Annotated in this window: 23 protein-coding genes; 7 read left to right on the forward strand and 16 right to left on the reverse strand. The window is 71.7% G+C overall.

The genetic code is table 11. From position 1 onward, the window contains the following. Positions 1 to 320, forward strand: a 320-nt coding sequence (locus AB0I83_RS22630; protein WP_363305887.1) for a peptidoglycan-binding protein, incomplete at its 5' end; no start/stop codon positions are given. A 93-nt stretch (positions 321 to 413) separates the two neighbouring features. Here AB0I83_RS22630 and AB0I83_RS22635 read toward each other — a convergent pair. The 12 genes from AB0I83_RS22635 to sbnA are packed head-to-tail and all read right to left on the reverse strand — an operon-like array spanning position 414 to position 11,485. Next, positions 414 to 1,502, reverse strand: coding sequence for a MupA/Atu3671 family FMN-dependent luciferase-like monooxygenase (locus tag AB0I83_RS22635; RefSeq protein WP_356532262.1), 1,089 nt, complete (start codon positions 1,500 to 1,502; stop codon positions 414 to 416). A 17-nt stretch (positions 1,503 to 1,519) separates the two neighbouring features. Continuing rightward, positions 1,520 to 1,888 carry a holo-ACP synthase gene (gene acpS / locus AB0I83_RS22640; protein ID WP_356532261.1) on the reverse strand — a complete coding sequence of 123 codons (369 nt, stop codon included), beginning with the start codon at positions 1,886 to 1,888 and terminating at the stop codon, positions 1,520 to 1,522. Then, positions 1,885 to 3,039, reverse strand: coding sequence for an acyl-CoA dehydrogenase family protein (locus tag AB0I83_RS22645; protein ID WP_356844366.1), 1,155 nt, complete (start codon positions 3,037 to 3,039; stop codon positions 1,885 to 1,887). Before AB0I83_RS22645 ends, acpS begins: the two co-directional genes overlap by 4 nt. Then, complete coding sequence (locus AB0I83_RS22650) at positions 3,036 to 3,659, reverse strand: acyl-CoA dehydrogenase family protein (RefSeq protein ID WP_363305888.1); 624 nt, start codon at positions 3,657 to 3,659, stop codon at positions 3,036 to 3,038. The genes AB0I83_RS22645 and AB0I83_RS22650 overlap by 4 nt, the downstream gene beginning before the upstream one ends. Then, positions 3,656 to 4,519: a hypothetical protein gene (locus AB0I83_RS22655; protein ID WP_356532256.1), complete on the reverse strand. Its 864-nt coding sequence runs from the start codon at positions 4,517 to 4,519 to the stop codon at positions 3,656 to 3,658. Before AB0I83_RS22655 ends, AB0I83_RS22650 begins: the two co-directional genes overlap by 4 nt. Positions 4,520 to 4,522: 3 nt before the next feature. After that, complete coding sequence (locus AB0I83_RS22660) at positions 4,523 to 4,798, reverse strand: acyl carrier protein (protein ID WP_356532254.1); 276 nt, start codon at positions 4,796 to 4,798, stop codon at positions 4,523 to 4,525. Between the two features lie 34 nt (positions 4,799 to 4,832). Next, positions 4,833 to 6,125, reverse strand: a complete 1,293-nt coding sequence (locus AB0I83_RS22665; protein ID WP_356532253.1) for a type III PLP-dependent enzyme — start codon at positions 6,123 to 6,125, stop codon at positions 4,833 to 4,835. Further along, positions 6,122 to 7,537 (reverse strand): ATP-grasp domain-containing protein, encoded by a 1,416-nt coding sequence (locus AB0I83_RS22670; protein ID WP_363305889.1) that lies wholly within the window; start codon positions 7,535 to 7,537, stop codon positions 6,122 to 6,124. Before AB0I83_RS22670 ends, AB0I83_RS22665 begins: the two co-directional genes overlap by 4 nt. A 1-nt stretch (position 7,538) precedes the next feature. After that, positions 7,539 to 8,480: a ketoacyl-ACP synthase III family protein gene (locus tag AB0I83_RS22675; protein WP_363305890.1), complete on the reverse strand. Its 942-nt coding sequence runs from the start codon at positions 8,478 to 8,480 to the stop codon at positions 7,539 to 7,541. Next, entirely contained in the window at positions 8,464 to 9,414 is a 951-nt protein-coding gene (locus AB0I83_RS22680) for an ornithine carbamoyltransferase (protein WP_356532249.1), read from the reverse strand. The genes AB0I83_RS22675 and AB0I83_RS22680 overlap by 17 nt, the downstream gene beginning before the upstream one ends. 37 nt (positions 9,415 to 9,451) lie before the next feature. Then, positions 9,452 to 10,486: a 2,3-diaminopropionate biosynthesis protein SbnB gene (gene sbnB / locus AB0I83_RS22685; RefSeq protein WP_363305891.1), complete on the reverse strand. Its 1,035-nt coding sequence runs from the start codon at positions 10,484 to 10,486 to the stop codon at positions 9,452 to 9,454. Positions 10,487 to 10,489: 3 nt separating this feature from the next. Then, on the reverse strand, positions 10,490 to 11,485 hold the full coding sequence (gene sbnA / locus AB0I83_RS22690) for a 2,3-diaminopropionate biosynthesis protein SbnA (protein WP_356532246.1): 996 nt from the start codon (positions 11,483 to 11,485) through the stop codon (positions 10,490 to 10,492). Between the two features lie 165 nt (positions 11,486 to 11,650). On the opposite strand from sbnA, the gene AB0I83_RS22695 reads away from it, so the two are divergent. Together AB0I83_RS22695 and AB0I83_RS22700 are read left to right on the forward strand one after the other, a co-directional pair. Further along, positions 11,651 to 13,306, forward strand: a complete 1,656-nt coding sequence (locus AB0I83_RS22695; protein ID WP_363305892.1) for a condensation domain-containing protein — start codon at positions 11,651 to 11,653, stop codon at positions 13,304 to 13,306. A 98-nt stretch (positions 13,307 to 13,404) separates the two neighbouring features. Beyond that, positions 13,405 to 14,238, forward strand: coding sequence for an aminoacyl--tRNA ligase-related protein (locus AB0I83_RS22700; RefSeq protein ID WP_356532243.1), 834 nt, complete (start codon positions 13,405 to 13,407; stop codon positions 14,236 to 14,238). 31 nt (positions 14,239 to 14,269) lie between these two features. Here AB0I83_RS22700 and AB0I83_RS22705 read toward each other — a convergent pair whose 3' ends face one another. The 4 genes from AB0I83_RS22705 to AB0I83_RS22720 form a co-directional block, all read right to left on the reverse strand. Continuing rightward, entirely contained in the window at positions 14,270 to 15,598 is a 1,329-nt protein-coding gene (locus tag AB0I83_RS22705; protein WP_363305893.1) for a helix-turn-helix domain-containing protein, read from the reverse strand. Continuing rightward, positions 15,595 to 17,385 carry an ABC transporter ATP-binding protein gene (locus AB0I83_RS22710; RefSeq protein WP_363305894.1) on the reverse strand — a complete coding sequence of 597 codons (1,791 nt, stop codon included), beginning with the start codon at positions 17,383 to 17,385 and terminating at the stop codon, positions 15,595 to 15,597. Before AB0I83_RS22710 ends, AB0I83_RS22705 begins: the two co-directional genes overlap by 4 nt. Beyond that, positions 17,378 to 19,294 (reverse strand): ABC transporter ATP-binding protein, encoded by a 1,917-nt coding sequence (locus AB0I83_RS22715; RefSeq protein ID WP_356532240.1) that lies wholly within the window; start codon positions 19,292 to 19,294, stop codon positions 17,378 to 17,380. The genes AB0I83_RS22710 and AB0I83_RS22715 overlap by 8 nt, the downstream gene beginning before the upstream one ends. A gap of 222 nt (positions 19,295 to 19,516) precedes the next feature. Then, a complete protein-coding gene (locus AB0I83_RS22720) occupies positions 19,517 to 20,512 on the reverse strand; it encodes a TauD/TfdA family dioxygenase (protein ID WP_363305895.1) in 996 nt (331 codons plus the stop codon). 201 nt (positions 20,513 to 20,713) lie between these two features. Here AB0I83_RS22720 and AB0I83_RS22725 point away from each other — a divergent pair, with 201 nt between their 5' ends. Genes AB0I83_RS22725 through AB0I83_RS22740 form a run of 4 tightly spaced genes read left to right on the forward strand, consistent with a single transcriptional unit; the run spans position 20,714 to position 25,041 of the window. After that, positions 20,714 to 21,829: a thioesterase domain-containing protein gene (locus AB0I83_RS22725; RefSeq protein WP_363305896.1), complete on the forward strand. Its 1,116-nt coding sequence runs from the start codon at positions 20,714 to 20,716 to the stop codon at positions 21,827 to 21,829. Continuing rightward, the gene (locus AB0I83_RS22730) at positions 21,826 to 22,614 is read left to right on the forward strand and encodes a thioesterase domain-containing protein (protein WP_363305897.1); all 789 of its coding nucleotides are present in this window, start codon (positions 21,826 to 21,828) and stop codon (positions 22,612 to 22,614) included. The genes AB0I83_RS22725 and AB0I83_RS22730 overlap by 4 nt, the downstream gene beginning before the upstream one ends. Further along, complete coding sequence (locus AB0I83_RS22735; RefSeq protein WP_363305898.1) at positions 22,611 to 24,764, forward strand: amino acid adenylation domain-containing protein; 2,154 nt, start codon at positions 22,611 to 22,613, stop codon at positions 24,762 to 24,764. Before AB0I83_RS22730 ends, AB0I83_RS22735 begins: the two co-directional genes overlap by 4 nt. Positions 24,765 to 24,819: 55 nt before the next feature. Further along, entirely contained in the window at positions 24,820 to 25,041 is a 222-nt protein-coding gene (locus tag AB0I83_RS22740; protein WP_356532231.1) for an MbtH family protein, read from the forward strand. Position 25,042: the final 1 nt, after the last annotated feature.

Genomic DNA, 25,042 nt, shown 5'->3' on the forward strand with positions numbered 1-25,042 from the left:
TGCCGAAGACGTCGACGGAGCAGGACGGTGTTCCCGGCCCCGTGATGTGGCAGCGCACACAGAACTGGCTGCGGATCGAGTCGGGCTACACCGGCCCCATCGACGGCGTACCAGGACCCGGCACCTACACCGCGCTCCAGCGGAACATGCGCAACTGGGGCTACACCGGACCCACCGACGGCGTACCCGGACCCAACACCTGGGCCGCCGTCCAACGCCTGGCCGCCGCGAACGGCTACACCGGCCCCATCGACGGCGTGATGGGACCCAACTCCTGGCGCGCCTTCAGCCACTTCATCAACCAGGACCGCTGGAACTGACCCCCCACCACCACCGCCTCTTCCGCCGGCAGGCGCGAGCCGGTCGCCCCGGCCGCGCACGACGCCGCGGACCGTGCCGTCCGGCGCCCGGCCTCAACCGCCGGGGGCCGGATCCCCGGCGGTCGCGGCGACCCGGGCGCGCACCGCGTCGAGATGGTGCAGCGAACGCAGCACCTCGTCCCGGTCCACGCCGAAGTCGACCAGGCACGCGATCTCGTCCACGCCCATCGCCGCGACCCTGCGGACCACCTCGACACCGTCCTCGACGGTGCCGAACATGCCCGCACTGGTGAAGAGCCGGTCGAACTGCCTGGCGAGCATGAACTCCCTGTCCTGGGCGGAGATCCGGTTCAGATCGAAGCCGTCGGATCCGGGAGCCGCCGGGGACGCGGCGATCAGCTCCATCGAGCTGCGCAGATACCCCGTGAGCGGCGCGCGCACCAGCTCGCGCACCTGCTCGCGGTCCTCGCCGAGCATGGCGTGCAGCATCAGTACGACGTGCCCGCGGGCCTCCGGCCCGTGCTCCTCCGCCAGCGCTTCCCGGTAGGTGGCGATGTTGCGCTCCAGGGCGTCGTCCGCCTGGCCGAGCTGGTGGGTCAGGATGCCCGTGCCGAGTGTGCCCGCGATCCGGAAGCTCTGCGGCGAGCCGGCGGCCGTGATCCACACCGGCAGCTCCGCCTGGACCGGGCGGGGAAAGAGCCGGACGCGCCGCTGCTCGCCCTCAGGACCGTCGAACTCGGCCTCCTCGCCGCGCCAGAGCCGCTGTACGGTACTGATCGCCTCCACCATGATGTTCTTGCGGTCCTTGTAGTTCTCCGGCTGGAGCAGGAAGTCCCCGGCGTGCCAGCCGGAGGCGAAGGAGACACCCGCGCGGCCCCCGGAGAGGTTGTCGACGACGGACCACTCCTCAGCTATCCGGACCGGATGGTGCAGCGGGGCGACCACACTGCCGGCCCGGATCGCCACTCGCTCGGTCACCGCGGCCAGGGCCGCTCCGGTCAGCGAGGGATTCGGATACTGCCCTCCGAAGTTGTGGAAGTGCCGTTCGGGGGTCCACACCGCACGGAAGCCGTGGGTGTCCGCGAAACGGGCGCTCTCCAGCAGGAGGCGGTACAGGTCCCCGTCGCTCTCCACGGAGCTGTCGGCCGCGGTGTCGGCGAAGAAGAAGAGGCTCAGGTCCATCGGTCCATCCCTCGGATTCAGGTTGCTACGGCCACGCAGACCACCAGGCCGCCGTGGTGACTGAGCGACAGGTCGATCCGTTCGACTCCGGCCAGCTCCGCGACGGCCAGGGCCCCGCCGCCGAGCCGGACCCGTGGTGCCCCGTGCGCGTCGGCCAGCACCTCGATCTCCCGCCAGACCAGGCCCTGGCCCAGTCCCCGGCCGAGCGCCTTCGCGCTGGCCTCCTTGGCGCAGAACCGTCCCGCCAGGTACTCCTCACGCCGCGGCGCGCCCAGGGTCTCGGCGTGCGCGAGCTCCGCGGCGGAGAACACGATCCGCCGTCCGCCCGGATGCGCGGCGATCTTCGCGAACCGGGCGATCTCCAGCAGGTCGATGCCCACTCTCATGACGCCCCGCCTTTCCGTACCTGCCCCCTCACCCACGCACGCGAGACGTGCAGGCGCTGGATGTCGCTGGTGCCCTCCATGAACTCGAAGGAGCCCACGTCGCGTGTCCACTTCTCGAGCAGCGGGTGGTCGATGAGCGCCGAAGGGCCGAGTGACCGCACCGCCCAGCGCGATGCCTCCCGCGCCGCGGCCACCGCCGCGATCTTGGCCGTACTGGAGAGTGAACCCGCGTCCCGGTCGTGGTCCAGGGCGGCCCCGGCCTCGTAGACGAGGTGACGGCAGCTCTCCAGCCGGGCCGCGACGGCCTCCAGGCCCGGTGCGTGCGGACGCTCGGCGCGCACCAGGTCCACACAGGCGAGCCCGGTGCCGACCGCGAGCGCGGCGACCTGGGGCCGTACGGTGTTGAACACGTGCACGGCACCCCACAGGCCGCGACGGGTGGGCGGCAGATGCCGGGCCAGCAGCCGTTCCTCCGGTACGGCGACGCCTTCGAGCCTGATCTCGCCGAGGGCCGTGCCGCGCAGGCCCACCATGTCCAGCTCCCGTGCGTGGAAGCCGGGGTCGTCGGCCCCGACGAGCGCGGCCCGGATCGACAGCGGTCCGCCGCCCGTCCGGGCGAAGACGACGCCGATGTCACCGCGGGCCCCGTTGCCGATGTACTTCTTCGTCCCGTCCAGCCGGTACGACCCCGGAGCCTCGCGGCGCAGAGCGCATTCCAGACCGCTTGCGTCACTGCCCCGGCCGGGTTCGGTGACCGCGAAGAACGTCCAGACGGCCTCTCCGGCGACCGCACGGTAGAAGTGCTCCCGCTGCGTCTCGTCGCCGAACCGTTCCAGGAGTATCCCGGCCAGGCTCGGGCCCGGTGCGGCAAGCACCATCCCCGCGTCCCCGTAGGCCAGTTCGAGCATCCACACCAGTGTGTCCAGACACGAACCCGCCGAGTACGTGAAGCGCCCGACACGCAGCGGGTCGCCGTAGCGCTCCGGAGTCGTGCAGCGGCGTATCAGGTCGAAACCGCTGACACCCAGGTGCGGTTTCATGTCGCCGGGAGCCGTGTCGAGCGCCGCCGCGTGGTCGCGGAGTTCACCCGCGCTCTCGGCGGCGGCGCCGCGCAGCGCCAGGAGTCGTTCGCCGAGTTCGGCCACGGTCATCGTGCTCCTTCCGGGACGTCCGGCCGGGCCAGCCACAGGTCCGCGGCGAGCGCGGACATGTACAGCGCGCGCACCGGATGGTCGGTGATGTACCCCTCGGCGCCGAACAGCCGGGTCGTCACCCAGCCCGCCTCGGTCAGCCGCTCGTGCCGGTCCCACACGGCCTCGGCGGAGTCGCTCTCGGGCGCGGCCGAGGTGACGGCGATCTCGGTGACCACGTCGGCCACCGATCCGCCCACCAGCTGATGGTCGATCAGCGGGATGCCGCCGAAGCGGCGGTCCGTCAGCCGCTCCACCGCCGTGTCCAGCATGCGGGAGAGCAGACCGGCCCGTACGGCGGCCAGGCGGGCCGCGCGCCGCCCGGTGAGCCCCGGGCCGGCGCCCGAGCCGCCGAAGCGGACCACGGCCAGTCCTTCGAGAGCCGCGAACGGGTGCGGCAGCACCTCCGCACTTCCGGCCCCACCCGCGCCCACCGCGGCCGCGGGCAGGACCGCCGCGCCGCCCGGTGCCTCGGCGGCCGGGTCGAGTCCTTCCAGCACCGCTGCGAGGCCGGCGGCCAGGCCGCCGTCGCGCCCTAGGTCCCGGCAGCGCCGCAGGTCGTCCGCGGCGGCTCCGTTCACGAGGCCGCTCCCGGACGCAGCCCGGCCCTGAACAGCCGGCCGGAGTGCGGATCGTAGTCGGCCACCACCGTGTACCGGTCCGGTGCCCAGTGCGCGGCGAGCGCCGCCCAGGCGCTGGTGCACAGCCGGTCGCGTGCCCCCTCGACCAGGTCGAGCCCCGTGCGCAGCCGCGGATCGAGCAGGTCGGCGAGCATCCTGCCCACCACGACCCTGGCCCGCGGCCCGTGTCCCGAGAGCAGCCGGGCCACCGCGTCCGGGCCGGCGACCCGCTCGTCCACGAAGTCGACCTCCACGGCCGGCTGCCCGCCCCCGCTGTCGGTGCTCAGCAGCACGGCGCAGTCGGTGCTGGGCCCGGTGTGCGTGTCCGCGTCGAAGTAGGGGAGGGTGGACTGGTCGAGCACCAGCACGGCGCCCTCGGCCAGCTCGTCAGCCGCGTACATGCGGGACAGGACGCGCAGCGCCGTGAACGGGGCGCCCACCCCCTGCCCCGCCACCGAGAACACCTGAGGATTCCCGGGGCACCGCTCGGCCAGGTAGCAGCCCGCCACCTCGACGATGCTCATGTCGGGTACGTGATAGGCGAGCACGACCTTGTCCAGCGGGGGCAGCGGCCGGTCCAGGCCGTCGAGCAGCTCCCGCGCCATGCCTATGAAGGAGTTGCCGCCCCCGCCCGAGTAGCGCTGGTGGTCGGGTTCCTCGCCGAACGAGGCGAGGAACTGCGTCATGAACCTGAGGTCGACCCCTGCCAGCGTGGCCGGCCGCCCGGGAAAGTCCCGGGCGGCCGGGCGGCCCAGCCGCAGAGTCCTGCTGCCGTCCGGGCGCGCGGCGTCACGCGGCGGCGCCTGCGTAGTCTGCCGCATCGGTCAGGAGGCCTGTTCCTGCCCGGACGTGCACGCCTCGACGTACGCGGTCAGGCTGCCGACCGTCTCGAAGACCTCCGGCGTCAGCTCGTCCGGGTCGATCTGCAGCCCCAGGGTGTCCTCCAGCTCCATCAGCAGCTCGATCACACTCGTGGAGTCCAGCGCCAGATCGCTGAACAGCCTTGTCTGCGGCGTCAGCTCGGGCAGTTCCTTGTTCAGCACCGCGGCGAGCGCTTCATGGAGCGCGTCGGCTGTCGTGGCGTTGTCGGTGTTCACCATGGTCTCAGCTCCGTTACGAGGGGGAGTGGGCGGATCAGCCGAGGTGGTCGGCGTCGCGCAGTTCGGGGTAGGTGCTCTGCTTGCCGAGGACGTCGTCGACCGTGTCCCGGCGGCGCACCAGGAACGACCGGCCGCCCCGCAGCACGACCTCGGCCGGGTAGCCGTGGCTGAGGAAGTACACCGGCGAGGCCGAGGGCCCGTAGGCCCCCGACCGCAGCACACCGATGAGGTCTCCCGGCCTGAGTTCGGGCAGGGCCACCCCCTTGGCGACGGTGTCGTTCGGGGTGCACAGCGGACCGGCGATGTTCCAGCGGCCGGCTTCCTCGGACGGCTCGGCCGTCCGCGAGAGCAGGCCGATCGGGAAGTTGCGCTTGACGAAGGACCCGATGCCCACCGCGGCCATGTGGTGGTGGGTGCCGCCGTCCGCGACGGCGAAGTTCTCGCCCATGGACTTCTTGGTGTACCGCACCCGCATCAGGTAGGTGCCGCCGAGCGCCGTCAGGTACCGGCCGGCCTCCATGATGAGCCGGGTCTCCGGGTGTGCCGAGGCGAACCGGTCCAGCAGCGGGTTGAGGTCCTTGGCCAGCACGGCCGTGTCCAGCTCCTCCTCTCCGTCGAAGTAGGCCGCACCCAGTCCTCCGCCGATGTCCACCGCCTCCAGGCGGATTCCGGTCGCCTGCGCGATCCGTTCGGCGAGGTCCAGGATGTAGGTGGTGTTCTTGACGATCACTCCGGCGTCGAGGATGCGCGTGCCCAGGTACACCTGGACTCCGGCCACGTCGGCGTGCCGGAACGCGGTCAGGGCCGGGCCCGCCGCGAGGATCTCGGCCTCGTCGATGCCGAACTGGCGCGGTTTGCCGCCCATGGTCAGACGCGAACCCGCGATGGAAAGGGCCGGGTTGACCCGCAGCATCACCCGTTGGCGCACCTCGCGCGCGTGGGCCGCCGCGTCGATCAGCTCGAGTTCGGCGAACGACTCGCAGACGATCGCGTAGATGCCCGCCTCCACGCAGGCTTCGATCTCCTCCCCGCTCTTGCCGGGGCCGAGGAAGACGATGTCGGCCGGATCGGTCCCCGCGTCGAGGACCAGCCGCAGTTCGGCGAGGGACGAGACCTCGGCGCGCGCCCCCGCGGCGTGCAGGACGTCGTAGACGCCCCTGTTCGGGTTCGACTTGAGCGAGTAGAAGACCTCCAGCGAGGGGTGCAGGGTGGAGCGCAGGGCCTGGAGGTTCGCGGCGAGCCAGTCGCCGTCGTACACATAGGTCGGGGTTCCGTACCGGGCGGCGATGCCGTTCCAGTCGACGTCTTCCCGCACGGCTTCACTCACGGCTTGGCCACCATTTCGTTCAGCAGGGTCTCGGCCCGTTCTCTCGTCCGCCGTACGTCCTGTTCGTCGTCGCCGACACAGATCGCGTAGAGGCGGCCGTAAGGCTTTCCTTCGGCCCGGAGCATGGCGTTCAGGGTCGCGAAGTTGTTGATCAGTACGCCGTTCGGCCTGCCCGTATCCGCCCCGGCCCGTGGTGTGCCGTCCAGGAGCAGTTCGCCGAGCGCCGCACGCACCTCGTCGAAGCCGTGCACGCGGCTCGGGCGGAGGTCGAAGGTCGTGGCGAGCGCGTACCGTCCTTCCCCGATCAGCCGCTCGGCGATCCGGTTCTGGTAGGTCGCCATGTTGAACCGCGCGTTGATCTCCAGGCAGGGGTAGAGCGTGCCGTCCGCGGCGAGCAGCGCGTCGACGCCGGCCAGCCCGAAGTAGCCGGCCGCGGCGAGCTCCTTGCCGATGACGTCGGCCGCCACCCGCAGCTCCTCGACCTGGTCCGGCCGCAGCGCCGGAGGGAACAGGTGACCGCGGTGCACGCCGTTCTCCGTCAGCGCGGTCTTCACCGTCTCGAACCCGACCTGACCGTCACGGCCCACCACGAACTGGTAGTTGAGGTCGGCCTGCTTGTCGATCCAGCGTTCGACGACGACCGACACACGCCGGTCCGCCCCGGCCCGCCGCTCGATCATCCGCAGCAGCCGCTCGCCCCGCTTCGCGTCCTCGATCACGACCATGCCGCGCCCCGACACGCCCAGCGACTCCTTGACGACGACGGGGGAGCCCGTCTGCACCAGATGGACGTCGAGCGCCTCCGCCAGCTCCTCCACCGTCCTGCACACGGCACCGGGAACGGCGGTCAGGCCGGCGGCGTCCACCAGCTCCCGGCTGAAGATCTTCCCGTTCACCTCCTTGCAGACGGCCGCGGAAGGACCGGCCAGCGGCAGCCCCGCGGCCTCGGCCAGGCGCTCCTCGTCCGGGGAGATCCCGAGCGGCATCAGGTACGTACGGCCGTCGGCGAGCGCGCGCAGGGCACCGAGCAGCGCGGGTGAGTCCAGCGCGTCCGCGGTGACCGACCGGTCCGGCACGTTGCGGTCGACCGTCAGTCGCGCGCCGTCGGCCGCGCCGAGAGCGTCGAGGTAGGCGGCGTAGCCGGGATCGACCGCCTCCTTGAGGACCACGGCGTCGTGCTCGTCCGCGAGCAGGACGCCGACCTCCTCGATCCGGTTCACCGTGGCCGAGGAGAAGGAGAGGCCCGCGCCCGGCAGCCCCGGCTCGTCCCGGCCCCAGACACGCTCGACCTCGAAGTTGTTGACGTAGACGAATCGGGCGGTCGGATCTCCGACCAGGGCGGACTTCAGCCGTGCGGTGAACCCTTCGGCCGCCGTGGCGCCGTGCGCGGGAGACTCGGGTGGGGGAGACATCTCACTCCTGTCCGGTAGAGGTTCTGGCCACAGCGGCGGCGAAGGTCCCGCCCTGACCCGCGGAGACCATCAGCACGTTGGCTCCCGGCCGCACCACGCCCTCGGCGCGCGCGGTCGAGAGGTTCATGAACGGGTCCGCGCAGAAGCAGTGACCCGTCTTCGGAACGTTCTCCAGATAGATCCGGTCGAGCGGGAGACCCAGCCTCCGTGCGGTGGTGGTCCACGAGTAGCGGTTCACGTTGTGCGGCAGGACCAGGTCGATCTCGTCGAGTCCGAGGCCCGCGGCGTCGATCGCGTCGAGCATCACGGCCGCCAGTTCCGGGGAGTAGGCCAGGCGGTAGCGGTGCTGCAGGTCCGGGGGCATGTTCATGGCCTGGTGGAACTCGCCGCACGTGCGGTGCGCGACGCTCAGCAGCGCGTCTCCCGGCCCGTCCAGGCCGACCACCACGCCGGCTGTCGCGTCCCCGAGGACCGAGGTCCCCGGCAGGTGCTGCATCACCGAGGACAGGGCCTTCTCGCCGATGAGGACCAGCGCCGTACTCCCCGCGGGCTCCCCCGCGAGCAGGCTCTCGGCCACCTTCAGCGCGGACAGTCCGATCGCGCAGCCCTGATGGGACATCGAGAACGCGGTGGCACCGTCCAGACCGAACTTCGCGCGCAGCACATCCATCCAGCGCAGGCCCGGCAGTGCGAGGTGCTGCACCGTATGGGCGTGGATCAGGTAGCGCACCTGGGACCGGTCGGTCTCCGCCAGCGCCTCCTGGCCGATGGCCAGCAGCATGTCCAGCGTGGAGAGTCCCTCGGCGACGACGATCCGGTCGAGCCCCAGGAACCGGGTCAGCAGCCTGACCTCGGACCGGGAGATCTCCAGCTGCTCGCGCAGGTCCGGGATGGCCGCGCTGTGCTCCGGTACGAAGGGCACGACCTTACGCAGATAGAGCACGGGACCACTCCAGGACGGCCATGGCGCTGTAGAGCTTGTTCTCCGCCTGCTCGAAGGCGATGCTCGCGGGTCCGTCCAGCACCTCGGCGGTGACCTCTTCGCCGCGGTGGGCCGGAAGATCGTGCATGAACACGGCCTTGGGCGACCCCTCCATCAACCGCGCGGTCACCTGGAAGGGGGCGAACACGGTGCGCCATCGCGGGTCCGGTTTGCTGGTCCCGGTGGTCTGCCAGCGCGTGGTGTAGACGGCGTCGATGTCGGCCGGCAGATCGTGCAGGTCGTGCCGTTCGCTCACGGCCGAGCCGTGCTCGGCCGCCGACTTCCGGGCCCGGGCGAGCACGGTGCCGGACAGCCCGTAGCCGGGCGGCGTACGCAGCTCCAGCCGGACCCCGCGGTAGCGGCTCAGGCCGAGGGCGAGCGCCGCGGCCGAGTTGTTCCCCTCACCGACGTACACCACGGTCAGCCCGTCCACCGTGCCGAACCGCCCGGTCAGGGTGGTCAGATCGGTCAGTCCCTGGGTCGGGTGCTCCTCGGCGCTCATCGCGTTGACGACGGCCATCCGCTGCTGGGCGGCCCAGGCGCGCATCTCCCGCATGTCCCCCGCGGTGCGGGCCACCAGGACGTCGAGCATCCGCGACATCACCCGGCCGGTGTCCTCGGTGGTCTCCCCGGTGTTGAGCTGCAGGTCGTCGGGGCCGTAGGTGACCAGCCCCGCCCCGAGCCGCAGCGCGCCGGCGGAGAAAGCCGTACGGGTACGCGTCGAGGTCCTGCGGAAGTAGACGCCGACCACGTCGCCGGCCAGTGCGGTGCCGGTGACGCCGTCCCCGTCGGCCGCCCGTCGGGCCAGAGCCGCGCCGTGCCCGACGATGTCCCGTACCTCCGAGTCGGCGAGGTCGTCGAGGGAGATCAGGTGCCTGCTGGTGTGCTTCGTCATGAGACCAACCTCCTTTCGCTCCAGTGGGTGCCGGGCCTCACCATCGTTCGACCTCGGCGAAGAAGTCCGGCACGTCCTGGACCCGGCCGTGCTCCCGGCCGATCCGCAGGATCTCCCGGCCGACCGCGAGATCGAGCACCCCCAGACCGAACGGCGAGAAGATCCGCGGCCGGTCCCGCCCCAGGCGCAGCTCGCCGAGGACGAGTTGCGCGACCGTCCCGTCGATGAAGTCGCGGTGCCCGAACTTCTGCACCGCCAGATGGGGCGAGGTTCCTGCGTTGAGGCAGTGCTCGACGTCGTCGAGGACGTTGTGGGAGGCGGCGATCAACTCGGGCCCGATGTCGCGCAGCGAGATGTTGAGGACGCTCTGGCCGGCGGCCAGCGCACCGGGGTCCAGGATGTACGGCGCGCCGGCGGTCGTCGCCAGCACCACCAGGTCGGCACCGTCCACCGCGTCGTCGAGGCCGGTGGAGGTGCGGGCCCGGAACCCGAGGGCGTCGGCATGTCCGGCCGACTTCTTCGCGTACTCCTCCACCGTGTCGTGGACCACCGTCTCGGTGAAGGACCAGTCGAGGGCGTGGAAGAACTCGAGGATGTTGCGGGAGATGACGCCCGCGCCGACGACAGCGAGCTTCGCCGCCCGGCGGGACCCGTGCAGTTGCTCGGCCCCGAGCACCGCCGAGGCCGCCGTGCGAGCCGCGCTGATCTGGGCGGCTTCGAGGCAGGCGAAGGGGTAGCCGGTCTCCAGGTCGTTGAGCAGGAGCACGGCCGATGCGCGCGGGACGTTGCGGGCGAGGTTGCCCGGGAAGCTGCCGATCCACTTGATGCCGGCGACGCCCCCCGCCCCGGCCGCGTCCCCGTCCCCCTGCGCCTCTTCGGGCAGGGCCGCGGGCAGGGCGATGATCCGTGCGTCGGGCCTGTCGGGGAAGCGCAGGAAGTAGCTGTTGGGATTGATCGTCGCGCCGCGGTGGTGCGCCAGGTAGGTCTCCCTGACCTGCGCGAAGATCTCCGGTCGGGAGGTCTCGATGATGGCGCGGACGCTCTTTCCGCCCATCACCTGGAAAGAGAACATGGGTCAGTTCCTCGCCCTCGTCAGCTCGAACAGCTCGTCGTCGGACTCTTTGAGGCATTCGGGGCCGAAGGTGTCGGCGACCCAGTCGTCGTTGTAGATCGTGTGGACATAGCGCTCACCCAGGTCGGGTGAGATGGCCACCACCCGGGAGCCGGGCGGGAGTTCGGGGGCACGCCGCAGCACCGCCTGCACCACGGAGCCGGTCGAACCGCCGGCGAAGAGCCCGTAGCGCCGGGCGAGCCAGCGGCAGGTCCGTACGGTGTCGGTCTCGGCGACCAGCTCGGTGTCGTCGACCAGCTCGGTACGGAGGATCTCCGGGCGCCTGCTCGTCCCGATGCCCGGGATGAACCGCCGCGCGGCGGGATGGCCGAAGTTGACCGAGCCGACCGCGTCCACCGCGATGATCCGGGTGTCCGGCGAGTGCCGGCGGAAGTGGTGGATGCAGCCCATCAGGGTCCCGGAGGTGCCGGTGCCGACGAACAGGTAGTCCAGGTCGGGGATCGCGGCGCTGATCGACGCCGCCGTGCACCGGTCGTGCACGGCCCAGTTCGCAGGGTTCGCGTACTGGTTGAGCCAGACCAGATCACGGTCCTCGGCCAACCGGTCGTGGATGTAGGCGATCCGGGTGCCCAGATAACCGCCGCTGTCGTCCAGCCGGTTCACCGTGACCACCTCGGCCCCCAGGGCTCTGATGATCTCGACGCTCAGTGCCGAGGTGCTGGGGTCGGTGACGCACAGGAAGCGGTACCCCTTGGCGGCGGAGACCACCGCCAGGGCGATGCCCAGGCTGCCGGACGAGGACTCGATGAGCCGGGAGCCCCGGCGCATGACGCCCCGGCGCTCGGCATCCTCCACCATGCTCCGCGCCGTCTTCATCTTGATCGACCCAGCAGGGTTGAGACCTTCTATCTTCAGATAGAGGTCGATATTCGCGGCCGCGCCGTCGAGATGAAGGAAGACATCGTCCTGGACCATCTCGTACGCGTTCTCATATATCAATTCTCGTCAACCCCGCATCGGAGAATTCAAGGACGATTATCACGAGCTCAGATTAGGAGTCGCTCCGGACGGGGGACAGGCAAGTGCCCGGCAGTTTTCGACAGGCAGGAAAGTTGCCGTTCCGATTCCTTGTCGCGGCCCGACGGGCCGTGCCGTACTTGACCCATGACGAAGAGGAATTCCGTGCCCGTGGTCGGCGGCGAGCTGACCCTTGGTCAGGAAGCTCTCTGGCTTATCCAGAATCTCGACCCCGACTGCGTCGCGTACAACGTCACCGCCGCGCTCAGCCTGCATTTCCCGGTGGACGTCGCGTCGATGGAGTCGGCCGTCCGGAGCACGGTCCTGGAACACACCCTGCTCGGTTCGGTGTTCGGCTGCGACGACGCCGGCCGCGTCCGCCGCCACCCGGCGTCGGCCGCGGCGGCTGCCGGACTCTTCGAACGGTACGAGCCGGACCTCGACGAGGACGGACTGCGCGCCTTCGCACTCGGTCTGACGCGTCGCCCGTTCGGCCTCGACCGCGAGCCGCCGGTACGGGTGGCACTGCTGCGGCCGCGCGGCGGTTCGGACATCCTGCTGATCACGGCCCACCACATCGTGGCCGACAACATCTCGCAGTTGCTGATCTGCCAGGAGATCCTCTCCAGGTACGCGGCGCTCCGGGCGGGGAGCGAACACGTCCCCCAGGACGCGGGCGCGGTGTTCGACCGGTTCGTACGGCGGCAGCGCGCGTATCTGGACTCACCGCGGGCGGACCGGGCCCGGCGGCACTGGCAGCGCGAACTCCAGGGCGTGTCGGAGTACACCGCGCTGCCGGCCGACCTGCCGAGGCCGGCCGTCTACCGCCCGCAGGGCGCGGAGATCGACCTCGTCCTGCCACCCGACCTGGTGGCGGCACTCGACGACGCGGTCGCCGCGCGCAACGTGACCGTGTTCGCCTACCTCCTCACGGTCTTCGAACTGCTCGTCCACCGGTTCAGTGGTCAGACCGCCTTCGTCGTGGGCTACCCGGTGACACAGCGGCAGGGCGTGGGCACGCGCGACGCCATCGGCTACTTCGTCAACACCCTGGCGCTGCGGGTGGAGATCGACCCGGAGGAGGGGTTCGACGCGCTCCTCCGCGGGACGGCGGCCGGACTGTGGCGGAGCCTGATGCACCGCGACTTCCCGTTCGCCCTGCTCTCCGGGCTCGTCGACCTGCCACGCGACCCCGGCCGGCCCGGACCGGTGACCGTCCTGTTCGCGCTCAACGATCTCGACGAGGACGACCCCATCGCGGCGGCGATGGAACCCGGCCGCACGGTGGAACACGCCGGACTGCGCACCTCGGAGTACTACCTGCCCCAGCAGCAGGGCCAGTTCGAGCTGGCCCTCCAGATGACCCGGCGCGCCCGCAGCGTGCAGGCGAAGCTCAAGTACAACACCTCCCTGTTCACCGAGCGCACCGCCCGACAACTGGCCCAGGAGTACCTGGAGTTGCTGCGCTCGGCAGTCGGCGACACCCTTCCCCCTGCTCTGCGCGAGCTGATCCCCAGAAGTGAGAGTGGATCGATGGACAGTACGAGAACCGACACCGACCGCGCCGCCCGACTCGCCCGCATCCGGGACGTCGCGGCCGAGGTGTTCTCCGCCGAGCCCGCCGCGGTCGAGGCGGCCGAGGACTTCGAGAAGGACCTGGACACAGACTCCCTGCTCGCCGTCGAGTTCGTCGTCGAGCTGGAGAGGGTGTTCGGCGTCCCCCTGCACGTCGACCAGATCCCCAGGCTCATGGCGGGCCTGGACAGCGCCTACGAGACGGTCGCCGAGAGCGCCGGCTGGTAGCCGTCCGCTCCTCCCGGGCGGCCGGTGCCTGACCGGCTCCCCACGCACTCCCCGTTCATCCCCGCCCACCCGTTCTCCCAAGGAGCGTGACTGTCCCGATGACAACGACGAAGGCCGGCTGGGTGCTGCCCACCGGGGTACCCGGGCTGCTCAGCTTCACCCCGAAGTTCGAGAAGGTCCTGACGAACCTCCAGGCCGCGCTCACCGCCACGGACCCCTCGGCATCGCCCGGCCCGACCTTCTACGCGCCGGTCGTTCCGCGAGCGAACATCGACCGCGCCCAGTACGCCGAGTCCTTCCCCCAACTGCTCGGCTCGGTCCACGCGCTGCGCACCGGCGGCACTCCTGATCCCCAGGACCCCGCCGCCGCCCGGGCGGAGACCGACGTCGTACTCGCCCCCGCTATCTGCTACAGCGTCTATCCGCAGATAGCGGACAGCACCGTCACCGAGGCCCGCTTCTTCGACGCGGTCGGACACTGCTACCGCCACGAGGCGACCAGCGAGTACGGCCGCTTCCGGTCCTTCCGGATGCGCGAGTTCGTCGTGGTCGCCGGGCAGGAGGAGGCCTGGCAGTGGCGGGACGCCTGGATCGCGCGGACCGAGGAACTGTTCACCAGGCTCGGGCTGAAGATCTCGGTCCAGCAGGCCAGCGACCCCTTCTTCGGGCCCGGGGACCGCTTCATGCGCACCAGCCAGATCCAGCAGGACCTCAAGTACGAGTTCCACACCGAGGTCTACGACGGCGACCCCGGCACCGCGATCGCCTCGGCCAACTGCCACAAGGACCACCTGGGCGAGCACTTCGCCATCGGCTTCGCGGACGAGGGCCCGGCGCACAGCTCCTGCATGGCCTTCGGCCTCGAACGGACCGTCTCCGCCCTGATCCACGCACACGGCGACAACCTGGACGACTGGCCCGAGATCGGCTGAGCCGGTCCGCGGGCCGGCCGGGCCCGGTGGTTCAGCCGAGCGCTGGACCGCCGGGCTCCGGTGTCGGACGGCCCGCGCGCAGCAGCACCTCGGCGCCGAAGGGCGCCAGCCGGTAGTGATAGGGGTGGGCCGGGTCGGGAAGCAGCAGCGACGTGTCCAGCAGATCCGAGACGAGGGTCAGCGGATTCGGCCCCGTGGCGCGCCCCGACCGGTCGTACGGCGTGCTGATCTCGTCGAGCACGAAACGGCGTGCGGGCAGCGCGGCGATGCGCTCCAGCAGCAGCCGGTGGTCGTCGCTGAGCAGGTCGACGCTCCACAGGATGCTGTCCGTCACCGACCGCTGGTGGCGCAGCAGCGCGTGGTCGTTGGACCAGAGCATCTCCGGTGTGGGCCCGTAGGAGAGCATCAGCCGGATCGGTATCGCCCGCAGGCACTCCGCGGCGAACTCGATGTAGCGCGGCAGGCAGCCCAGCCGCCGGCACAGCTCGGCGACCAGCGGAAGGTCCTTCTCCAGCTCCGCCGCCGCTGGGGAACCGCTGCCGACATGCCGCAGGAACAGCTCCACGGCCGGTGCGTGCGACAGCGGTTCGCCGGGCGGATGCTCCAGGGTCAGCGGCTGGATCTCCCGGTTGGCGCCCATCCGTTCGGTCAGCCGCCGGCGCGTGGTGATGAGGATGTGGACGGCGGGGAAGGTGGCCTGCAGCTCCCGGGCCGCCGCCATCACACCGGCGGGGACGTGTTCCGCGTTGTCCAGCACCAGCAGCATGTTGGTCTCGGGGCCGATCTCCGGAGCCCCGGGCCGCCCGGGCGTACGCCCCCGGGCCATCTGCCGGCGTACCCGGTCCAGGACCGCCGCGGTCTGCTCCCCGCGCGTGCCGTCCTCGGGGTCGAGGTCACCCAGCTCCACCGCCTCCACGCCGTCCCGGAACAGGTGGCTGACCTGGGCGGCCACGTCCAGCGCCATCCGGGTCTTGCCGACCCCGCCAGGGCCCAGGAACATCGTCAGCCGGTTGGTGCGGACGGTGTGCACGAGCTGCTGGTTCGCCGAGGGGTTGCCGACCAGGGCCGAGTCGGGGGCCTGGAGCCCGCGCCACCGCGCGGGCTCGGGGCTCTCGTTGCTCTGCTGCTGCTCGCCGCTCACCCCGAGCGCGTTCACCAGCAGGTCCACCGAGGAGCGGCGCGGGTTCTGCACCCGGCCGAGCTCCAGATTCCTGATGGTGCGCACGCTCAGGCCGGAGTACTCCGCGAGTTCCTCCTGGGTCCAGCCGCGCTGCATTCTCAGCGCCGCTATCCGCCGGGAGTTCCAGACCGGCAGGTGTCCGCCCAGCAGGGCCAGTCCGTCGGTGTAGTCGAGCGTCATCGGTACCCCTGGGATTGAAGTTCGAACAGCTCGGCGTAGAGGCCGCCCCGGGTCATCAGTTCCTCGTGACTGCCCTGTTCCCGGACCTTGCCGCCATCCAGCACGACGATCAGGTCGGCCATGCCCACGGTGGAGAAGCGGTGCGACACCAGCAGGGTGACGGTGCTGCGCTGCCGCCCGGCACGTGCCGCCGCGGCGAAACGCTCGAACAGCGCGTTCTCGGTGTGGGCGTCCAGCGCGGCGGTGGGTTCGTCGAACACGGAGATCAGCGGGGCGCTCCGCATGAGCCCGCGGCTCAGCGCGAGACGTTGCCACTGGCCGCCGGAGAGTTCGGCACCCTCGTCCCAGCGCGTGCCGAGCTGGGTGTCAAGGCCCTGCGGCAGCCGTTCCACGAGACCCGTGGCGTCGGCCCGCTCCAGGGCGGCGCCCACGGCGGCCCGGTCCTCGATCCTCGGAAGGTCGCCGACCCCCACCGTCTCCACGACGGGGAACTCCAGCCGGGCGTGGTCCTGGAAGGTCGCGGAACACCTCTCCCGCCATTCGGCGGTGTCGCAGTCCGCCAGGTCCACCCCGTCCACCAGGATCGCCCCGGAGTCCGGCCGGTAGAAGCCGCAGAGCAGCTTGACCAGCGTCGTCTTGCCCGCCCCGTTGTCCCCGACCAGGGCGACGACCGCGCCCGGCGGCAGGTGCAGGTCCACCCCGTCGAGGACTCCCCGCCCGTCCTCCGCTCCCGGATAGGCGAACCCGACGTCCCGCAGCTCGATGCCCTGGCCGAGAGTGTCCGGCAGGGAAGCCGAACCGGTCCGGGCGCGCCGCTCGCCGGCCACGTACTCCTGGAGCCACACCAGGTGCAGGCCCACCCGCAGGACCACCAGGAAATAGGTGCCGTAGCGCACGGCCGTGCTGACCGTCATGGTGAGCTGGGCCGCCAGGCCCAGCACCAGTACGACGTCGCCGGCCGTGGCCTCGCCGTGCACGGCCCGCACCACGACGAGCGTGATCGCGGCGATGTACCCGAGGGTGGTGACCAGCGCGTCCACCGCCGCCAGGCTCGCGCCGCGCCAGCTCGCCCGGTTGCGCTCCCCGATCACACCGCCCGACACCTTCCGGTGGCGGTCGCCGAGCAGCCCCGTCAGACCGTAGACGCGCAGCTCGCCCGCAGCGGTGGTGGACGTACCCAGTTCGAACAGGTGCTGCCGGAGCCGCTCCTGTTCGCTCGTCGCCTCCTGCGCCCGCACCGTCAGATCGCGGCTCAGCTTGCCGAGCCAGAAGGACACGACGGCGAGAACCGGCAGGCAGAGCAGCAGCGGGTCCACCCCGGCCAGCAGAACGGCGCTGACGATCAGGGTGGCCCCGACCCGCAGCACGCCGGCCGTCGCGTTCACCATGCCGGAGAGCTGGCCCTGCTGCTCGCGGATGCGCTGCACCTGGTCGAGGTACTCGGGGAACTCGTAGTGCTTCAGCCCGTCGGCGCCGCCGATCAGCCGCATCAGCCGCCTGCTGGCCGCCGCCGTCGCGCGTTCCTGGACCGTGAACAGGCAGTGCACGTAGTAGAAGACCGAGGCCAGCGCGACACCGGTGGCGAGGGCGAGCAGGACCGCGGCGCCGATGCCGAGCCCGGTGTCGCCGGAGACCGCCGCGTCCACGATCATCTTCGCGCCGAGCCCGCCGAGGGGCACGGAGACCTCGAAGAGAATGCCGGTCAGGAACTGCATCGCCGCGTGCCAGGGGGCCGCCCCGACACCGATCCGCATCAGCTCCCGGTAGCCCCGCAGTGTCCTACGCATGTCCCGCCTCCGCCGCGGTCCGCAGTCCGTGGGCGGCTTCCCCGCCCCGTCCGGGCTCGACGAAACGAGCCGCCTGGAGGTCGAACATCGCCGCGTACCGTCCCCGCCCGGCCAGCAGTTCCTCGTGAGCGCCGTCCTCCACGACCACGCCCCCTTCGAGTACGACGATGCGCTCGGCGCGCCGTACGGTGGAGAAGCGGTGCGAGATCAGGATCGTGGTCAGTCCGGCCGTCAGTTCCAGGAAGCGTTCGTAGATCTCCGCCTCCGCCCGTACGTCGAGCGCCGCGGTCGGCTCGTCGAGGATGAGGACCCGGGCGCCCGCGTCCACCGCGAACAGGGCGCGCGCGAGGGCGATGCGCTGCCACTGCCCGCCGGACAGGTCCGTGCCCCCGGTGTACTCCGGCGAGAGCACGGTGTCCCAGCCGTCGGCCAGTCCCTCGATCAGCGGCAACGCGCCCGCCCGGTGGGCCGCCTCCCGCAGCCGGTCCCGGTCACCGGTCCACTGCGGTGCTCCCATGGCGATGTTCTCGGCGGCGGTCAGGTGGTAGCGCGTGAAGTCCTGGAACAGCACGCCGATCCGCTCACGCCAGGCCGCCGGGTCGAGGTCCCGCAGATCGTGCCCGTCGACGCGGATGACGCCCGAGGTCGGGGTGTGCAGACCGCACAACAGCTTCACCAGCGAACTCTTCCCGGCGCCGTTGTCCCCTACGACGGCCAGCGAGCGGCCGGCGGCTATCTCGAGGTCGATACCGCTCAGCGCCTCCCGTTCGGTCCCGGGGTAGCGGAACCGGACCCCGGCGAGCTCGATCCGCGCCTCGGGGAAACCGGCGGGCAGCTCCCGCAGCCGTTGCCGGGGCGGTTCCGCGGCGGACAGCCGCTCGTCCAGGCTCAGGACGCGGGGAACAGCGGCGCCGGCGAACGACAGGTAGGCGTTGTTGTCGTCGAAGGCCGTGTAGTTGTTGGCCAGCACCAGCGCCTGTGTGTACACGGCGACGGCTCCCAGCCCGATCTCCTGGTGGACGGCCGCCCAGACGAGCACGCCGTACGAGACCAGGTTGATGAGTGCGACCGATCCGGTGGCGCCCAGCACGACGCGGGTGCGCGGTCTGCGCTCCCGCCAGACGGGCTCCGTCGCCTCCTGCCAGGAACGGCCGAACCGCTCGACGAGCCAGTCCAGCAGGCCCCAGATCCGCACCTCCTTGGCCGCGGAACGGGTGAGCACCAGGTCGCGCAGGTACTCGGCCCGGCGCAGCGCGGTGCTGCGCCCGCCGCCCACCTGGCCGACCCGGAAGTACTCGCGCTGCATGAAGTGCACGATCACCGGCCAGGCCAGCAGCCAGAGCAGCCCCACCCACCAGTGGAAGGCCAGCAGCAGGGCCGCCGCGGCCAGTGCCCGCAGCCAGGCCGGAAGTACCACCGACAGGGCTGCCACGGCGTGGCTCGGCCGGTCGGTCTCCGTGGTGCCCAGTCCGCGAACCACCCTCAGGGCGTCCAGCACGTGAGGGTCCGTCAGGTGAGCTGTGCCCTCCGGGCGGCCCGCGGCCGACATGACCCGCTGCTGCAGATCCCGGTCGACCTCACGCCCCAGGGTCTCGCCGAGCGCCGTCAGGAACGGCGCGACGGTCTGCTGCACCAGCACCAGCACCCCGGCCGTGCCGAGCAGCAGGAAGGTGTGCCGGCCGGCCGGGGAGGACAGCCCGGCGTCGAGCGCGTCCTTGATCGAGCCGATGAGCAGGCCGGTCACCACCGCACCCGCCATCGGGAGCAACGCGGCCACCAGCACACCGAACAGGCCGAGCACGGCCTTGGTGCGGCTGACCTGGGGGAGCAGGCGCAGCAGGGTGAGAATCCCGTGGACCGTGGGAGGGATCTTGGGCCTTCGGCTCAGGGGGATGCGCAGAAGGGGCATGGGAGGGGCACACTTCCTGTCCGGTCGAGGTGATGCCGTGGTGGGAGGGGGCGCCGACAGCCCCCAAGCTATGGAGGCCCGGTTCGAGGACGGTTCGCCGGCGGTATGGATTCGATGTGCTCCCACCACACCGCCGGCCGGATGCCGGGCGTGTGCGCGGGGTGACCGACGCGGGCCGGAGCACGGAAGCGGGCACGCCCCGGCCGGCCCCCGTGGGCCGGGTCAGAGCAGGACGGCTCCGTTGCCCGGCCGGTATCCGCGGCTGCGGCGGTGGTCCAGATGGACGAAGACGCGGTGCAGCCAGCGGTCGTTGCCGTCGTAGCGGGGCGAGAAGGCGACCCGCCCGTGCACCACGAGCCGGTTGTCCACGAAGATCATGTCACCGGGCCGGAGCACCACGTCGGAGCGGACGGCCCACAGCGCCTCCCGCAACTGCACCAGGGCCTTCTCGGCCCCCTCGTCGAGCCCGCTGGTGGCGTGGAAGTCGACGCAGATGTCCGGGTCCTCGGGGGCGCCGTCGAGCACCGGCTTCGGGTCCGACAGACCGTTCGAGCCGAAGGAGGGCGGTGCCTCGGTGAGGAAGCGCGGTTCGTGCAGCACCGCGCGGGTCTGCTCGTCGATCAGCGGTAGGGCCCGGCGGACCGACGCCACCTGGGTGCCGACCTGGTCCTCGTGCGCGGGCCGCAGGCACAACAGCCCGACGAAGTCCGGACGGTGCGGGTGGAAGGCGTTCTCGGTGTGGAACTCCAGGCGCACCGAACCGCCGTTGCTCTGCGACTCCGCGAGCGCCGGAACGGGGACGACGTTCTGCACGAGCGCGCCCTGCTTCTCCTCGCGGTACGCGACGACCGCCCCGAGTTCGCTGCCCAGCAGCATCGCCAGCGTCGCCGGGACGGTGGCGGCGCGCTCCACCGAGTCCCGTACGGCAGGGGTGGGAGGCAGTTCCCCGGCCGAAAGCGGCAGGTTGCTGATCGTCAGGGTCCCGTCGGTGCCCGCGTCGTGACCGAAGTCCCGCAGGGCGCTGCTCAGCCGGGAGGGCACCCGGCAGCTCTCCCGCCGGACCCGGGTCCGCCATCCCTGATCGTCCACCAGCGCGGGTTCGACGCGCGCCAGCCGCTGGGCCAGCGCCTCCAGCGTGGTCCGCTCCTCACCGGTGAGTTCGAGAGTTGAGGTTTCCTTGCTGTACCCGGCGTTCGCGCTCGCCGTCGTTGAGGTCACGCTTGCCTCTCCTCCTGCGAATATCCATGTATCCATGAGGCGATTGCACACATCGCCGTCTCGGCGACCCTTGGCGAGTCTTTACGGCGGCCGGGTGTCATCTCCAGGCAGCGAACCGGCAATTGGCTTCCGACAACTTGCCTGCCGGATGCCTGTACCGGGGCGGGGCCCGGAAACGAAGCTTTCCGGGAAGCTCGATTCATGAGACGGAGCCCCGCCGTGCACTCGAACCCGCGGAACCGAATTCCGTTCACCTGTCAGGCAGTCGAGCGGCTGCTGTGCGAGATCGGCGGCGCGCGTCTCGGGCGTGCGGTCTCGCCGTACGACGACTTCTTCGAGCTGGGCGGCGACTCGCTCTCCATCATCGGCATCGCCACCGCCGCCCGTGAGCGCGGCCTGCCGGTCCGCAGCTCCGAGGTCCTGCGGTTCCCCGTGCCTGCCCGGCTCGCCGAGCACCTGACCCTGCCGCGAAGCACCGCGCCGAGGGTGCGGCCACACGCCCTGGACCCGGACGCGGCGCCGCCGCCGGCCGTGGACGGGGTCCGCGTGCTCCCCGTCGCCGACGGCCGCGAGGACGGGCTCCTCTGTGTGGTGCACTCGCAGAGCCATGTCCTGGCCGAACGGAACGCCGTCGCCTCCTGGGCGCAAGGGCGCGCGGTCGTGGGGCTGTCACTGCCCGGCGCGGGCGGCCCCGTCTCGACCGACGGGACCGGCGTGACCGACGGGGAGCCGACTGTGGCGGAGGCGGCGGAGCGCTGTCTGGCGGCCCTGCTGGCACACCGGCCCACGGGCCCCTACCGGCTGGCCGGATTCGGCCACGGCGCGGTGGTCGCCTTCGAGATGGCCCACCGCCTGCGCCGCCTCGGCGCCGACGTCGCTCTGCTGGCCCTGATCGCCCCACCGGCCGGTCCGGCGCCCGGCGAGACGGCCGCCGGCCTGGACGAGCTGCTGACCGGAAGGCTGGCGACGCTCGCCGGACGGTTCGCGCTCACCGGCGACGAGGACATCGATGACATCCACGCCAGGTTCCACGACGCCGGCTGGTACGAGGAGGTGGACCGGCCCCAGGACCTTCCCGGACTCCAACGCGCCTGGGCGCGGATCGACCGCGCCGTCCGGGAGTACGACTACCCGCCGTACGACGGCACGGCCGTGCTGGTCGCCGACGGACCCACGCCCCACCCGGCCGAGCGCGCCTGGAGCGAGGCCCCGGAACGGCTGACCGTCCACCGGCTCGACCTCGGGCTCGCCTCCTCCCTGCCCGTCATCGGCGACCCGCGCGTGGGCGACCTGATGAGGAAGGTGCTCGAAGCATGAACGCCGCCACCACCCCGCCCGCCGCCCGCCCGGTCACCAGCCGGTGGATCGCCCGGCTGCGGCCCACCGACGACGCCCGGCTGCGGATCCTGTGCTTCCCGCACGTCGGCGCGGGCGCGGGCGTCTTCAGGACCTGGCTGGAACACCTGCCGCCCGAGGTCGACCTCTGCGTGGTCCGGCCGCCCGGCCGCGAGAACCGGATCGGCGAAGCCCTGCTCACCGACGGGCGGACCCTGCTGGACGAGGCCGGTCCGCACGTGGCACCCCTGCTCGACGTGCCGTTCGCCGTGGTCGGCCACTGCTCCGGCAGCGTGCTGGCCTACGAGTTCGCGCGGCGGCTCCGCACCGAGGGAGGTCCCGAACCGGTCGAGCTGGTGGTCTCCTCCTCCGAGGGGCCGTCGGTGCGCGTCGTGGAGGACCCGCCGTTGCACCGGCTGCCCGACGGTGAGCTGATCACCCGGGTCGTCGGGTACGGCGGCATGGCGGAACAAGTCCTGGAGGATCCCGATCTGATGGCCATGTTCGAACGCATTCTGCGGGCGGACTACCAGGTCGTCGAAACCCTCGAATACTCCACCGGCGCGCCACTGGAGCTGCCCGTCACCGTCATCGGCGGCCGTCGGGACGAGTTCGTGAGCGCCCCGGCGATGGCCGCGTGGAGCGCCGTGACGACCAGGGAGTTCTCCCTGCACCTGCTGGACGCAGGCCACTACATCCTCAACGAGGCGGGGGCACGGATGGGACAGATCGCACGACGGCTGCTCGAACGAGGGGGTGGCGGGTGAGCACGGGAGACTTCCGACTGCCCGGCGCCTGGCGGTGCGCGGACCCCCGGGAGGGGGCCTGCCGCCCGGTCGAGGTCGAGTACGCCGATCTCACCCGCGGACTGGACCGGCTGGCCGCCGCCGCGGGCACCGGACCGCTCGCCGTACCGGCCGCGGCCCACGTCAAGGTGCTGAACACACTGGTCGAGGAGTCGGCGTTCCGCACCGACGTCCTGCCGGCCGGCGACGGCCGCGACGTACGCAGCATGGCGGTACGGCCGGGCGCCGCGGGCACCTGGCGGGAACTGGTCGCCCAGGTCGGACACGCGATGAGCGCCATGCCGCCCGCGTCCGCCCCGCGGGACGGCTCGTCGCCGCGAGCCGACCTCGCGCTCTTCGCCGCGGACGCCGCCGCACTCGGCGCCTCGCCCGCCGCGAGCCGGTACGGGCTGTGCGTCGGGGCAGGAGAACACACCCTGACCCTGCACGCCGCCGATGGCCTCGGAGCCGCCGGTCTGGACCGGCTGGCGGCGATGTACCGCCGTGTGCTGGAGGCCATGGCCGCCGCGCCGGACGGCGACGCGGTGACCGCAGTCCTCCCCGACGGCGAACGTGACGCCGTACTGCGCCGGTGGGCGGTCGGGCGCACCGTCACCCGTGAACCCGCCGACGTGCTCGAACTCTTCAGGAACCAGGCCGCCAGGACCCCGGAAGCGCCCGCCGTCCGCGCGGCCGGGCGGACGCTCAGCTACCGCGAACTCGACGAGGCCTCGACGCGCCTCGCGCACCACCTGCTCGCGCGCGGCGCGCGCCCCGAAGTACCCGTCGGCGTCAGTCTGAGGCGGGGCCCGGAACTGCTGCCGACGCTGCTGGGCGTGTGGAAGTGCGGCGCGCCCTACCTGCCGCTCGACGCCGACCTCCCCGTACCGAGGCTCCGCCTCATGATGGCCGCCGCGGGCTGCACCCTGGTCGTCACCCGGTCCGAGCACCTGCCCCTGCTCGGCCCCTTCGACCAGGGCGAGTACGTCCTGATGGACCGGGACCGTGCCGAGATCGACGCGGCCGGCCTCACCCCCGTCGACGTCCCGGTCGGCCCGACGCACCTGGCCTACGTCATCTACACCTCCGGGTCCACCGGCGCGCCCAAGGGAGTCATGGTCCACCACGGCGGCCTGGCCAACTACGTGCTCTGGACCGCCCTGGAGTACGCGGCCCGCGGCACCGGCGGCTCGCCGCACTTCAGCTCGATCGGCTTCGACCTGGGCGTCCCGAGCCTGTTCGCCCCCCTGGTGGTCGGGCAGCGGGTGGACCTGCTGCCCGACCCGCTCGACGCGGCCGATCTCGGCGCGCACCTGGTGGACGGCGCACCGTACAGCTTCATCAAGATGACGCCCGGTCACCTGAACCTGCTCAGCACGGACCTCGAACCGGAGGAGGCGCACGGCCTCGCCGGGCTGGTCATCGCCGCCGGGGACGCCTTCCCGGTGGAGCTGGCCCAGCGCTGGGGCGAGCTGACCGGTCCGGGCGGCACCCCGGTCGCCACCGAGTACGGCCCGACGGAGATCACGGTCGGCAACTCCGGCCAGGTGATCACCCGGCTGCCGGCCGACGGCCTCGTCCCGCTCGGCCTGCCCATCCCGAACACCGCGATGTACGTCCTGGACGACCACCTCGAACCGGTTCCCGACGGTGTCCCCGGAGAGGTGTACGTGGGCGGCGCGGGAGTGGCCCGCGGCTACCTCGGCGCCCCCGCGCTCACCGCGGAGCGCTTCGTGCCCGACCCCTACGGGGCCTCGGGGGCCCGGCTGTACCGCACCGGCGACCGCGGGCGGTGGCGCCAGGGCCACCTGGAGTTCATGGGCCGCACCGACCATCAGGTGAAGATCCGCGGCTACCGCGTCGAGCCGGGCGAGATCCGGGCCGCGCTGCTGCGGTACCCCGAGGTCGCCGAGGCCGTCGTGATCGCCTACCCGTCCCCGTCCGGGGCGCAGCGGCTGGCCGCGTTCGTCGTCCCGGCCCCCGGCACCGCCCTGGATCCCCTCCGGGTACGGGCCGAACTGGCCGGGGACCTGCCCGAGTACATGGTCCCCGCCGACTTCCGCACCGTCGACGAGATCCCGTTGACCGCCAACGGCAAGGTCGACACCCGTGCGCTGCGGACCCGGTTGTGACCGGCCGCCGCCATGAGACCCCACGCATCCGAAGACCTCAGGAAAGCAGGACCCGGTGAGTGATACGGCCGCGGACAGGACGTACCAGGTGGTCGTCAACCACGAGGAGCAGTACTCGATCTGGGACACGCACCGTGAGCCGCCGGCCGGCTGGCGCGCCCACGGGTTCACCGGCGACCGGCAGCAGTGCCTGGACCACATCGCCACGGTCTGGTCGGACATGCGTCCGCTCAGCGTCCGCGGCGCACAGCGTCCCGCGCAGACCGGAGCGAGGTAGC

The organism is Streptomyces sp. NPDC049970 (assembly GCF_040660235.1).
Lineage (GTDB): Bacteria > Actinomycetota > Actinomycetes > Streptomycetales > Streptomycetaceae > Streptomyces.